General features: G+C 43.0%; 10 protein-coding genes and 1 other RNA gene. 6 read left to right on the forward strand and 5 right to left on the reverse strand.

All coding sequences use genetic code 11. From position 1 onward, the window contains the following. A partial coding sequence (locus NSP_RS26020; RefSeq protein ID WP_044482772.1) for a hypothetical protein occupies positions 1 to 969 on the forward strand: 969 nt, incomplete at its 5' end. A gap of 413 nt (positions 970 to 1382) precedes the next feature. Here the strand turns inward: NSP_RS26020 and NSP_RS15325 are convergent. Next, a complete protein-coding gene (locus NSP_RS15325) occupies positions 1383 to 2123 on the reverse strand; it encodes a YdcF family protein (protein ID WP_173403291.1) in 741 nt (246 codons plus the stop codon). Between the two features lie 333 nt (positions 2124 to 2456). Between NSP_RS15325 and ctpB the strand changes: the two genes are divergently transcribed. The 3 genes from ctpB to NSP_RS15340 all read left to right on the forward strand — a co-directional run bounded on the left by ctpB (position 2457) and on the right by NSP_RS15340 (position 5835). Continuing rightward, positions 2457 to 3794, forward strand: a complete 1338-nt coding sequence (ctpB, locus tag NSP_RS15330; RefSeq protein ID WP_017804205.1) for a carboxyl-terminal processing protease CtpB — start codon at positions 2457 to 2459, stop codon at positions 3792 to 3794. Between the two features lie 331 nt (positions 3795 to 4125). Continuing rightward, complete coding sequence (locus NSP_RS15335) at positions 4126 to 5088, forward strand: glycosyltransferase family 2 protein (RefSeq protein ID WP_006198629.1); 963 nt, start codon at positions 4126 to 4128, stop codon at positions 5086 to 5088. Positions 5089 to 5145: 57 nt separating this feature from the next. Continuing rightward, complete coding sequence (locus NSP_RS15340; RefSeq protein ID WP_006198628.1) at positions 5146 to 5835, forward strand: response regulator transcription factor; 690 nt, start codon at positions 5146 to 5148, stop codon at positions 5833 to 5835. A 210-nt stretch (positions 5836 to 6045) separates the two neighbouring features. Here NSP_RS15340 and NSP_RS15345 read toward each other — a convergent pair whose 3' ends face one another. Continuing rightward, a complete protein-coding gene (locus tag NSP_RS15345; protein ID WP_006198627.1) occupies positions 6046 to 6327 on the reverse strand; it encodes an Npun_R1517 family heterocyst differentiation transcriptional regulator in 282 nt (93 codons plus the stop codon). A gap of 920 nt (positions 6328 to 7247) precedes the next feature. Between NSP_RS15345 and ndhM the strand changes: the two genes are divergently transcribed. Together ndhM and ssrA are read left to right on the forward strand one after the other, a co-directional pair. Further along, entirely contained in the window at positions 7248 to 7607 is a 360-nt protein-coding gene (gene ndhM / locus NSP_RS15355; protein ID WP_017804207.1) for an NAD(P)H-quinone oxidoreductase subunit M, read from the forward strand. A gap of 133 nt (positions 7608 to 7740) precedes the next feature. Further along, positions 7741 to 8133: a transfer-messenger RNA gene (gene ssrA, locus NSP_RS24275) on the forward strand. 74 nt (positions 8134 to 8207) lie between these two features. Here ssrA and NSP_RS15360 read toward each other — a convergent pair. The 3 genes from NSP_RS15360 to NSP_RS15375 all read right to left on the reverse strand — a co-directional run bounded on the left by NSP_RS15360 (position 8208) and on the right by NSP_RS15375 (position 13467). Next, positions 8208 to 10499 (reverse strand): glycoside hydrolase family 31 protein, encoded by a 2292-nt coding sequence (locus tag NSP_RS15360; RefSeq protein WP_006198624.1) that lies wholly within the window; start codon positions 10497 to 10499, stop codon positions 8208 to 8210. A 138-nt stretch (positions 10500 to 10637) separates the two neighbouring features. Further along, complete coding sequence (locus NSP_RS26955; RefSeq protein ID WP_006198623.1) at positions 10638 to 11717, reverse strand: IS607 family transposase; 1080 nt, start codon at positions 11715 to 11717, stop codon at positions 10638 to 10640. A 178-nt stretch (positions 11718 to 11895) separates the two neighbouring features. Further along, positions 11896 to 13467 carry a serine/threonine-protein kinase gene (locus NSP_RS15375; protein ID WP_017804208.1) on the reverse strand — a complete coding sequence of 524 codons (1572 nt, stop codon included), beginning with the start codon at positions 13465 to 13467 and terminating at the stop codon, positions 11896 to 11898. Positions 13468 to 13475 lie beyond the last annotated feature (8 nt).

The raw sequence follows: 13475 nt of genomic DNA on the forward strand, positions 1-13475 counted from the left end.
CAGTTCCGCAATATCCAACTCTACGAGAATCAGAATAACATCAGCGTCAATATCAACGGTAATAGCAACGAATACGCTCTTTCCGCCGCCTCCCAAAATGTCACAAATGAATTCACTATCTCTGCTGATAAAACTGAACTAGGACTATCCGGTAACACCTGGAAAAAACTGGACATTGGTAGTTACAATATTACCAACAACACCATCCTGGAATTTGAATTCCAAAGCAGCAAACGAGGAGAAATTCACGGTATTGGTTTTGATACTGACAATGATGTAGTCAATAACCCCCAAAACTTATTCCAACTCAGTGGAACTCAAAATTGGGGACTAAATAACTTTAAAAACTATAGCACTGGTTCTGGTTGGCAATCTTACAGTATTACCGTAGGAGATTACTTCACCGGAGATTTCAACTACCTCACCTTTGCCAATGACCATGATGTACTTAATCCTGATAGTAATGGTCAGTTCCGCAATATCCAACTCTACGAGAATCAGAATAACATCAGCGTCAATATCAACGGTAATAGCAACGAATACGCTCTTTCCGCCGCCTCCCAAAATGTCACAAATGAATTCACTATCTCTGCTGATAAAACTGAACTAGGACTATCCGGTAACACCTGGAAAAAACTCGACATTGGTAGTTACAATATTACCAATAACACCATCCTGGAATTTGAATTCCAAAGCAGCAAACGAGGAGAAATTCACGGAATTGGTTTTGATACTGACAATGATGTAGTCAATAACCCCCAAAACTTATTCCAACTCAGTGGAACTCAAAATTGGGGACTAAATAACTTTAAAAACTATAGCACTGGTTCTGGTTGGCAATCTTACAGTATTACCGTAGGAGATTACTTCACGGGCAATTTCAACTATCTCACCTTTGCCAATGACCATGATGTACTTAATCCTGATAGTAATGGTCAGTTCCGCAATATCCAACTATTGACAGAGTAACAAAATAGTGGATTCAGGACTTACGCAAAAACTATCTCAAACCCTGATTCCTCTGTGTCCTCTGCGTCTGGTGTGGTTCGTTATTCCGTAATTTGTGCGTAAGTCCTGAATCATTTTCCCCAGACAGCGACTTTCTATTGCGAAGATAAAGCCTATGGCTAATAATACAAATGTACTTTAATTTAGCGTAGGCGTAGCCCGCCGCAGGCATCGCCTGTGCCAGTTGCGTAAGTCCTAATCAATTCCAAATCCCCCCTGGTCCCTGCTCCCTTTCCTCTTATATAGCAACCGCCAAGGTTGTTAGGACATGGGAAAAATCTCAAACCCATTCACAGCAAGTCTTTCATTTTTGATTTTTGATTTTTGACCCCTTCGGGGTTCGCCAGTCGCTCATGAGGGAAACCCCCTTGGCGCTAGCCTCTCCCTTTGGGAGAAGACTGCGCTGGCTCACTTTTGACTTTTGCTATACCTCCCTGGTGTTCACACTTAAAATTTCGGCTCTGCCAAGCTTGCATATCTACCTCAGCAAGTCTGGTGACATTTGAGCATTGTGGCCAGATAATGTGACTAAACACTGCCCAAATTAAGCTTCGGGTGACATCTAGCCCCGTTTTCCACCCAGACTCATAATTACCCGGTATGCCCTGCTCTGGAACGATATCTGTCTCAACCCAAATACCATGAGCGCCTAAAAGAATCTGTGCTAGCCATTTAGCTCTGGGTAGGTGAGTTGGTGAGGTTATTAGTGTTACCTTATGTACTTTCCATTGCCGCAAAATGGGAATTCCATAGTAAAAATTCTCAAAAGTTGAATTCGCACAATTTTCTACCCAAACGTTTTGTAACTCTGCTGCTTCCCTCTGAAAAATTAGCCATATACAGGGTAGTTGGGAACCACTGGAAATTAAAACTGGAATTTGGGGATATTTTTTTGTAGCTTCGGCAACATAAATTTCTCGGCGAATACTACCACCCAGCACAAAAAAGGCATCTACTGGCTCAGATGATGCCCAAACCAGAGTTATAGTAGTAAAAATTAGCCAACCAGCCAATATTAGGCAGAAAACACCCGCTATTTTTTGTAACAATTGCCACTGTTTACGGAATTTTCTCCAGGGAGAAATGGATGAGGTTTTTGTAAATTTATGTCTCATGAAATAGGTAATAAAAGCTTGGTTAAATAATATCGAGAAGACCTACAATTCAGTCAGACAAGTGCTATCTTATAAAGAGAATATAGGGTATAACGCTGATATCTATAAAATTGTCAAAATATAGTCACACAAAGGTTACTGTAACTTGATGGTGTCATATTAGACTACTATGAAAGCTCACAGTTCGAGAAATAATCGTTAATAAGGTATCAGATAATGAACAGGAGAAAATGATGAGGGTAACATAAGTAAAATTAAGTCTAAAAACGGAAAAACTTCCCAAAAGCCTGATTGCTAAACTATCAAAAACATAACTATATTCCACTGATATACATGAACCAATCTGCGAAACGTTACTCGCCACTCCAAATAGTCTTGATTGGTGGAGCGATTGCCACAACCGCCACTGTCTCTGTGTTTGGCTCTGCTTGGACTCGCTGCGTTCTGGCCGCCTTAGAAGATAGCCCGAAAGCGTTAGTTGACCAAGTATGGCAATTGGTAAATCGTGAGTATGTTGATGGCAGTTTTAATCAACAAGATTGGATAGCCACTAGGCAGAGCTTGTTAAGCAAAGAATATTCTTCTAATGAACAAGCTTATGTGGCAATTCGCGAAGCTTTACAAAAACTGGGTGATCCTTATACGCGGTTTATGGATCCCCAACAATTTAAAGCTCTCACTAACCAAACATCCGGCGAAGTCTCCGGGATTGGCATTCGCATGGAAATGAACGACCAAACTCAGCGCCTCACCGTTTTGGAAGCTATCGAAAATTCTCCGGCGCTCAAGGCTGGGATCAAAGCAGGCGATGAGATTTTGGCAATTGATGGCAAATCCACGCAAAAAATGTCGGTGGAAGAGGCCTCTGGGTTAATTCGTGGTAAAGTCGGTAGTCCCATAAAGCTGCAATTAGGAAGAACGGGGCGGAGTGCTTTTGATGTGAAGCTGACACGGGCAATAATTGAAGTCCCAACAGTGCGCTATACCCTCAAACAAGAAGGAAATCGCCGCGTTGGCTATATCCGGTTGCGGGAGTTTAGTGGCCACGCGTCGGAGCAAATGCGCCGAGCTATTCAAGATTTAAACGCTCAAGAACCGGATGCTTTTGTTTTAGATTTGCGTGGAAATCCTGGGGGTTTGTTAAATTCCAGTATTGAAATTGCTCGGATGTGGTTGGATAATGGTGGTATTGTCCGTACAGTTAACCGTGCCGGAGGTAGTGAGCTGACTAATGCTAATCGCACCGCCCTGACGCAACGACCTTTAGCAATCTTAGTAGATGGTAATTCGGCCAGTGCTAGCGAAATTCTGACTGGGGCGCTCAAGGATAATAACCGAGCAGTGGTTATTGGCAGTCAAACCTTTGGCAAAGCAATGGTGCAGTCTGTTCATCCACTGGCAGATGGTTCAGGTTTGGCAGTTACCATTGCCCACTATTACACTCCTGATGGCACAGATATTAATAAAAAAGGGATTGTACCAGATATTAAGCTAGATTTGACAGCAGCACAAGAGCGTCAGCTGGCGACTAATCCCAATTTAGTTGGCACTCAAAACGATCCGCAATATGCTAGAGCGATCGCAGCACTATCAAGTAACAACTTCGCTCTACCTCCAGCCAGCCAAACTAACCAACCTGTCAGTTCTGGGGCTAGAGATTTAAAATTTTAGCTAGGACGATTTTGGACTGGGAATACTGCTGAGTAATCCCATCTCCCTATAAAACTCATATTTTTTGACACTCTCAGGTCTAAAGACACTGAGATTCTTAAGAGATTTTCACTCGTAAAGGCTGTGCCAAACAGCCACTAGACACTCCGCTTAAAGCATTGTGCTTACTTTCTCGAAAGAATATTGTCCGCACCTTTACAGTCTGCATTCACCAAAATACCATACTGAGATGGAGATGGTCAAGATGCACAAAGACCACAGAGGTTAAAACCGCCCGTGTCGCTTCCCTCTCAGCACCCTTCGCTGAGTTTCCCGCATACCGAGAGGTCTTATGAATCAGCCTGTTGATTCAACCACTACCAAAAGTTTCTTGCCAATGGTATCAGTGGTTGTTCCTATTTATAACGGTGAGGCAGATTTACCAGAGTTAATCAAGTGTCTGCTATCTCAAACTTACCCTCAAGACCGGGTAGAGTATTTACTGGTTGATAATAACAGCAGCGATCGCACTCTGAGCCTGCTGAAAGCTTCGGCGGAAAATTGCCCTGTAATTCATGTTTTGAGCGAAAATCACATTCAAAGCTCTTACGCTGCCCGAAATACGGGAATTCGCGCTGCTGTGGGCGAAATTATCGCTTTTACGGATGCTGATTGTCATCCCCAACCGCAGTGGCTAGACTCGTTAATCCAGCCTTTTCGTGATTCAAATGTGGTAATTGTGGCTGGTGAAATTGCGGCGCTACCGGGTGATACTATCTTAGAACAACACGCAGAGCGTCAAGAAACTTTATCTCAGAAGCATACTCTGGCTAATTCCTTTTGTCCTTACGGTCAAACCGCTAATTTAGCAATTCGTCGCATGGCGCTAGAAACAGCAGGTCTATTTCGACCATATCTGACCACTGGTGGCGATGCCGATATTTGTTGGCGGATTCTGCGGGCAAATATCGGACGTTTAGAATTTGCCCCAGATGCAATTATCCAGCACCGCCACCGCGCCACACTCAAGGAACTAGAAAGTCAATGGCGACGCTACGGACGCTCTAATCGCTATCTGCATGAACTGCACGGTGTAAAATTAATGCCAGAGATCACAGCCAAAGATTACAGTTATCGTTTGGTACGTTGGTTATTGAAGGAACTACCACGGGATATTTTGCAGGCGATCGCGGGTCAAGCCACTATTGTAGATTTATTAAATACTCCCATTAGTTTGTTCACTGCTAGAGCGCGTTGTGCTGGACAAAAAGATGCTAAGTTGCCAGAAAATGCCCAAAATATTGACTGGCTTTAAACCCAATACCTACCAAATTTCGCTAAATTGGAAACAGGTAAACACAAGGAAATTTCCATGTCAGCACAATTGTTACTGGTAGATGATGAACCGGGATTGCGGGAAGCCGTGAGCGACTATTTACAAGAAAGCGGCTTCAGTGTTCAAGTTGCCAGTAACGCCCGTGAAGGCTGGGATTGGATGCAGCAGAATACACCTGATTTAGTGATTTCTGATGTCATGATGCCGCAGGTGGATGGGTATCAGTTCCTCAAACAACTGCGAGAAGACCCCCGTTTTCAAACAGTCCCAGTCATATTTTTAACTGCTAAGGGAATGACAGGCGATCGCATTCAGGGCTACCAAGCCGGTGTTGATGCTTATCTACCGAAGCCTTTCGATCCAGATGAGTTAGTGGCAATAGTTGAGAATTTACTGTCTCGTCGGCTCACTAAAGCCACCGGTGAAGAGAGCGAAACCATTGATATTGCTGAACTAGCTAATCAAATTGCTCAAATTAAGGCTTTATTAACTCAAAGAAGTGCAATTTCTCAATCTCCAGCCCCGTTTAAAATCGACTTGACCCCCAGAGAGCAAAGTGTTTTAAATTTGGTAGCTGAGGGGTTGATGAACAAAGAAATCGCCCGACGCTTAGAAACGAGCGTCCGTAATGTTGAGAAATACGTCAGCCGTTTGTTTAGTAAAACTGGCACTAATAGCCGCACCGAATTAGTTCGTTTTGCATTGGAACACGGTCTGGCTAAGTAGAAATTCAACCCTTTGAGCCTAGCCAAACAATTGTTACTCCCACTGAGTGCAGTGATTAGGAGAATACCAGAAAAGAAATTATCCCATCTTCTCAGATGGGTTTTCTGAAAATCTTTTGAGATTAGCGGGCATATTTGCCCGCACCACAAGAAATTTTTGATCATCGCTCCAACCAAAAGCCAAACTTTATTTACAGCTTGAGATTGTGATCTATTGATTGTTGTCCACAGCGTTACGTAAGCGCATCAACTGGCGACGCATTTGGGGCGAGGCCTTGAATTCAGACACTTCCTGCGCCTTAACAGAGGCTTGCAGCGTCTCTAGAAACTCATCAGAGCCTTCGGTCAAAGCGTCCAGCAATACCTGTAATAGTTGCTCGCGATCGCCTAATAAACTTTTTTCTTCAATCAACCGAAACTTGAGATGTATTTCGCACTCATAAACACCTACTTCGATATTATTTATCTGGCGTGGTAATGCTTTCGAGTTCATAATTTTTAGGATGAGATTACTTAGTGGTCGTCAGGGTGAGGAACTATAGCAGCCGCCAAGGTGGTTAGGACGTGGAAAAAGTTTAAAACCCAGTCACAGTAGGGGCGGGTTTACTAATATGTAGCTTGCGTGGCCTAGCCATACCCGCCCCTACTTTTGACTTTTGACTTTTGCTATATCTCCCCAGCCAAAATCCTTTATATTTTTTTTGTATCCACAGTTCTGGAATTAAAAGTCTTTGTTCAATCCACAACAGTTGTATTCTATATTCACTCTCCTGTGTTTTTTCTATATAGACTTTCAGGGCGAAGTCGTGATCTTCCTGAGCCAGATGTGCTTTTAGCTAAACCATAACTATTATTCAGTTTTTGATATCTTATACAATAAAGTTTCTGTAAGAACTTGTTGAACCTTTTTAAATGTTTTTACATTAACTTTATTTTTCATTTAAGTAGGTTAACTTTTTACTAAATTTTTGGTATTTATACGTAAAATAAATGGCTGTTATTTTCGCTTTTATTAAAGCCAGAGGGAGTTTTACCATAATTACATATAATGACTTCATGTACCTTTTGTTCAACCAAAAAATTCCAGAGATGTTGATGAACAAATTAAGCATAAGTAAAATCTGAATGTTATAAATATTATCAAAACTTCAAGCTGATCTATTCCAGTAGAGTAGCTGAATCTGGGAATATTCTAGATTTAACGAGTAAAAATACTGAGGTTTTATGGTATATTAAATATGAATGGGAGTGTAATCAAGATTTAATATTAATTTGTCTCCAACTGCCAGATTAGTGTTGTAAAAACCGAAAAAAGTACGTTTGCGCTCCCTACTTGTAATTAACGGGCATTTAAGTCCACGGATAACGTCTACAATTATTTCAGTGTAATTAAAGCAAAGCTTACACCCTTTTATGGACAACCCGATGCTCCTCAAGTCCACAACCCGGCATATCCGAATTTTCGCGGCAGAAATTGACCGGGATGGCGAACTGGTTCCTAGTAATCAGGTCTTAACGTTAGATATTGACCCAGACAACGAATTCAATTGGAACGAAGATGCTCTACAAAAGGTTTATCGCCAGTTTGATGAACTGGTAGAAGCATCTAGTGGCGTTGATTTAACAGATTATAACTTACGCCGCATTGGTTCAGACTTAGAGCATTATCTGCGATCGCTCTTGCAAAAAGGTGAAATCAGCTACAATCTCTCGGCTCGTGTCACTAACTACAGCATGGGACTTCCCCAAGTTGTCGCTAACGAAAATCAGTAGAGATTGTTAACTTCAATCCCCTGGGGCATGGTATCACCATGCCCCTATAATTTTCTGAATGAGAAAAGCGCAAATTTTTTGGCTCTCCACACATTTCCCCAACCGCGTATTATAATGGATATATGAACCTCATGGGTCCGTCACGGTTTCGACAGGTTGGCGAACGCTACTCTGTGATTCAGGTCGAGAGTGAGTCTCCTCTCGCAAATCAAAGGCTCAAAACAAAAGTAAATGCGAATAACATCGTTAACTTTGCTCGTAAGCCTGCTCTAGTAGCAGCTGCCTAAAAACCTCTTACAGGTTCGAGCGTCTCTGGTTTGACTCCGTTAAGGACTAGAGACCAACCCCCAACGGAAGCTCTAACAAGTGTTCTCTGGTTGGCTTGTTAGCTAAGACTTAATCAGAGCATCCTACGTTCGGGATAATGAACGATTCCCGCCTTGAGGGTTAGAAAGGCTAAACCTGTGAACGAACGGGGTGTAAATACCCAATTTGGACAGCAGTTCGACTCTGCTCGGATCCACTTAAATCAAAAACAAGTCCACCAAACACTCAGAAGTTTAGGTGGATTTTGTTTTGCTGCTTATACCTGATTTAAGGTCATTTGACCTGCAAGCGAACTTCCTGAAACTGTTCAACTTCTAAACAATTGTTTTGGCAATTAACTTTTCGAGTGTCTACCCAGGCTTGTTGAACCTCTATACCGTGAAAGTGGAGTTGAACTGTGGTATATGGGAAAGTATAATTTCCCTGCTGTTGCCATGTAATTTCGAGAATATGGCGATCGCGCTTCAGGTAAAATTCATCTAAGCGCCATTCACCATATCCATCTCCAGCATCGCTATAAACCCGACCTTCACTGGTGAGACTCATAGGTGCGTAAATGTGAAGTATAAGTTGTTTTTCTACCGACATGGGCAAAATACTCCCCGCCTTCACAAGTAGAGGTATCTGCTCAATGGGTGCTGCTATATTTACTGTTTTTGCTCCCTCCAATAAGGTATCATCCCAGAAGTTATACCAATATCCTTTCGGTAGGGTGATGGAACGAGAAGTTGCGCCTGACTCCACAATGGCAGCAACTAATATAGCATCACCCAATAAAAAAGCATCTTCCACATCCCAAAGATCCTGGTCTGTACTATCAGCCCAAAACAATGGACGCATCAGAGGATATCCTTTCTGGTTAGCTTCCCAGGCGAGGGTATATAAATAAGGCATCAGTCGGTAGCGCAACTGTAAGAATTCCCGGACAATACTCAGAGTTGGTTCACCAAAACCCCAAGGTGTACGCGGCTTGACATTATTGGCGGAATGGGTGCGAAAAAATGGTAAAAAAGTTGACATTTGAAACCAGCGTAAATACAGTTCGGCGCTGGGATTACCTTTAAATCCGCCAATGTCTGCGCCACTGTAGGGAATCCCTGATAGACCAAGATTCAGGACAGTAGGGATAGTTTGGCGTAACCCTGACCAACTGGTTTCAATATCTCCCGTCCAAGTCCAGGCGTAGCGTTGTAAACCTGCCCAACCTGCCCGTGAAACAATGAAAGGGCGTAACTCTGGTTTGTACTCACTGAGTGCTTCATAAGCAGCTTCAGCTTGGAGTAATCCATAAACATTATGAGCTTCCCGGTGGTCGCCACCTCTGCCTTCCATAAAATGCTGGGTTGAGTGCTGCGGTAAACTGGGATCTCCCCATAAAACAAATACGCCTGGCTCATTCATATCATGCCAGAAACCAGTAAAGCCTAAATCAAGCAGATATTCATACTGACGACTCCACCAGTGGCGGGCTTGGGGGTTTGTGAAATCGGGAAAAGCGCACAGTCCAGGCCAGACAGGAGCAATCACGAGTTTACCATTGGGGAGTTGGCAAAATACTTCTTGGGCGCGACCTTCCTCAAATAATTCACTCTTGCGGTCAGCTTTCACGCCGGGATTAACAATATCTAGATGAATTGCGCTTAATGGTAGGTCATGGGTGATAAATCCTTCCGCAACTTCTCGCACTGCTGTTTCTGTTTCATATCCCCAGCGTGACTGATGATATCCCAGTACCCAACGAGGTGGTAGGGCTGGACGACCTGTTAATTCTGTGTATCGGTCTAGTAATTGGGGGGGTGTGCCAACACTGAGGTAATAACGCAGCGCTCCGCCTGTAAAATCAGCTGCGGCATAACCATTAAAGCTAAATGTGGCTTTATAACTATTTTCGTAGAAGATTAAGTAACTGCCAAGGTCATGTAAACCCAAATAAGCCGGAATACACAGGTAAAGCGGGTCAGTTCCTGGGCAATATCTACCGCCAGCATCATAGTTCCACATCTGATAACTGCTGGTTGCGGATGTGGTGCGGAGGTTCAGAGGCGCAGCCCGTTCTCCTAATCCGTAAATATGTTCAAGCGATCGCAATTTGGCCTGATGTAGCCAACCAGAAGTTTTTTGCTGGGGCGGTAATTCCTCACGGATGGTTTGCCCAAAAGCATTTTGTAATTCCAAACTGCCATTTAGGGATATAATCACCTGGAGAGATGCCGTAGAAATTAGCCAGCGATCGCCTAGTTCCTGAAATTTTACCGCTATTTCTGGCCAATCTTTACGAGCGCTAGCATAGGGAATCGGAAGTACTCCAGGTTGCCAATCAATCCGAACTAAATCCTCAGCCAAAAAGCATATTTCCAATTCAACATTCTGAAAATAAAATTTTCCACCCCTTTGAGTAGTTTCCGCGCGGAGAATGTCGCCAATTTCTGCAAACACCTCTATATTTGGCGAACTCTGAAACCGACGCTCTAAAGCGTCCCGTTGCAGGGGATAAAAGAATGAGCCTAAAAACCGTCGTACTTTGATTAAGCGGAGGTTTAATAAGACCTGTTTCCAGAAATTCATCACCTAAGTTCTGAGTATTTTGGGGACTAGGCGGGTGATTTTATCAGTAAGTTACCTGCTAGATAAATACTAGACAAAGCTAGACATTTACTTCTTACGTCAAAGGGAGCATGGGAGCGGTTATCCCTCGGTAAGCGTTCAAGGTTTAGCCAACCTCGATAAAACTATTGCTGCGTTTAAATCTCTGTCCATTGAATGCCCACAATTTTGGCAATTGTAAACTCTTTCTGAAAGTGGCATATCTTGAATATGTCCACAATTGGAACAGGTTTTGGTCGATGGAAACCAACGGTCAGCAATGATTATTTCACAACCAAACTTCTTAGCTTTGTATTCTAGCTGACGCTTGAATTCATAAAATCCGCAATCAGCAATTACTTGAGCTAATTTATGATTAGATAGCATCCCTGAAACATTCAAATTCTCTACGACTATCTTTGCGTGGTTTTTGCATAAGTAAGTAGTGATTTTGTGAAGGGTATTCTTTCTCAAGTTAGCTATCTTGGCATGGTGTCTAGCTAATGTAATTTTAGCTTTATACCTATTGTTGGAACCCTTGATCTTTCTGGCGAGTTTCCTAGAAAGTCTTTTAAGTTTTCTCAGGTTAGTTTTGTAGTGTTTGGGGTTAGGAAATACTACACCTGTAGAAAGAGTAGCTAATTCTTTTACCCCAATATCCACACCTACAACTTCATACTTTTTAAGGGTTGGTTCATGCTCTTGTTCATAAGCAAAGGCGATAAACCAACTGTCAGCAGTACGAGATATAGTGATTGATTTACAAGTGGTATGCGGTAAACCTTCGTAAGCAAAACGACACATTCTATCCTTATGAGCTATGACAATAATTGCGATTTCGCCTTGAAGCATAGACATCATAATTGATAAGAACTTCTTTCTTTTAAAGTTCAAGCCTCCGCCAATTTCCGATACCCATTCGTCAACAGCTAAACCCCTATTTAAACAAAATGTTTCCATAGCGGTGATTTGATTCCTCAATTCCGGTTTCTGTCCATTAGAAGAAACGCGACAATAAACGATATTTTTACGATGTTGCTCTGTGGGTTTTAATCCCTGAATAATCAATAAGTCGTTCTCTGTATAAAACCGATGCCCCGATGGTGTTCTTTTTGCTGGTAATTTTCCAGAATTGTCCCATCTTTGTAGTGTTTTAACAGAAACTCCAATTTTCTCGGCAAATTCATGTGGTTTAAACATAAATACACTTAGATATTTGTCTATAAGTGTATAAGTATGTCTATTTAATTGTCAACTTAGGATAGCTCATTGCTTAATTTTTAACGTAACGCCGTAATTCCCCATCCCTCTACAGGGTGGGGATGTGAGTCAGAAGGCGACGAAACCAACTCCGACCAATTAAGCAGTTCTTGGGGTACTACTCGCCAGGTACGACTATGGGACTTGGCTTGTTTTCTACCGTGGGGACTACCACAGTCGGAGGATCTGAGCGTTTGGCTTCGGGAGATGGTGGCGCTGTGGGTATAATTATCGGATTTGATTGCTTCACCGGTGGGGGTGAGGTGGAATTGTTGCCAGTAGTGGGTAAACTATTTTCCGGCGATGGCGGGGGTAAAGCCTCACGAGTTTCACGGACTTCTCGCAGCCTTTCGACTAATGACGGTGTGGGAGCAACGCTAGGTGTAACTGACGATTCCGGAGAACTGGGTTTTGGCGCACTGTCCGTTGAAGTGCTGCTACTGGTATTGGGAGTTTGATCTTCAGGAACAGGAATAGGACGCTGGCGTTGTCTGGAAGTTCTCACGGGTGCAGAGTTACGCGGCGAAGAAGTGCGCCGATTTTGTCTGCTGTTATTTTCTTCTTCTTCAGATGAAGATGGCGAATCAGCGAATGGTTCTGTTTGCTCCGACTCAATTGTGCGCTTCTCAAACAGAGGTGGTGAAGTTGACTGTGGCTGAAAATTAGAAAATACGGTAGTGATGCCAAAACCTGCTGCGCCAGCAACAACGATTATACTTAAAGCGATGAAGATTTTAGGATTCGGCAGGTTTTGAGGCATTGATGGCTTTTTCAGCCGACTGAGCAGAGGTTTTTGGGGAATTTTTTGGCGCTGTTGCTCGACAGGTAACACTATAGTTGACACTGCCTCAGTTGGAACTGCCTTATTTTGTGTATTCATTGTACTTCCAGGCAATAATTGCAACCATTCGGCAACTGTTGCTGGACGAAATTGAGGTTCTACAGCCATCCCACGCATGACAGCTTGATTAACTGCTGCACTCAGGTGGGGTTGCAGTTCGCGAGGAGAGGGCATTTGTTCGCGATCGCGCAATAATGCTGGTAAGGGAACTTGTGCTGTCAACAAAGCATACAATGTTGCTGCCAAACCATAAACATCTGTAGCGGGTGTGCGCTCTGCTTGAGTCAAATACTGTTCCAGGGGAGCATAGCCTTCAGAAACCATGCCAGTGTGAGTTTGCCTGACACCATTATTAAATTCGCGAGCAATTCCAAAATCAATCAGTACTACTTCCTGAGTTCCTTGACGCAAAATAATATTGTCTGGCTTAATATCCCGGTGTAGCAAACCATTCTGATGTACTACCTGTAACGCTGACCCAATTTGACGAATATAATGAATGGCTCTGGCTTCTAGTAAGGGTATCGCTGGCAACACAAATGCGTCTCCCAATGTATCGCCACGGATGTATTCCATCACCATGTAAGGCAGTCCATCTTCGACAAAAAAGTCACTGACCCTGACAATATGAGGATGAATACAAGTAGCCAATCTTCTGGCTTCGTCTTGGAATTGGCGCTCGAACTTGGGAAAATCAGGATGTTGACGGAGTTTTTCATTAATAGTTTTCATCACTACCTCTTGACCTAAGTAGTGATGAGTCGCTTTAAAAGTAATACCAAAACCACCGCGCCCTATTTCCTGGTTCAGGGTATATTTGCCACCCTGCAAAGTTGTGCCTGCTAACATAGGAAGTG

The organism is Nodularia spumigena CCY9414 (genome assembly GCF_000340565.2).
Classification (GTDB): domain Bacteria; phylum Cyanobacteriota; class Cyanobacteriia; order Cyanobacteriales; family Nostocaceae; genus Nodularia; species Nodularia spumigena.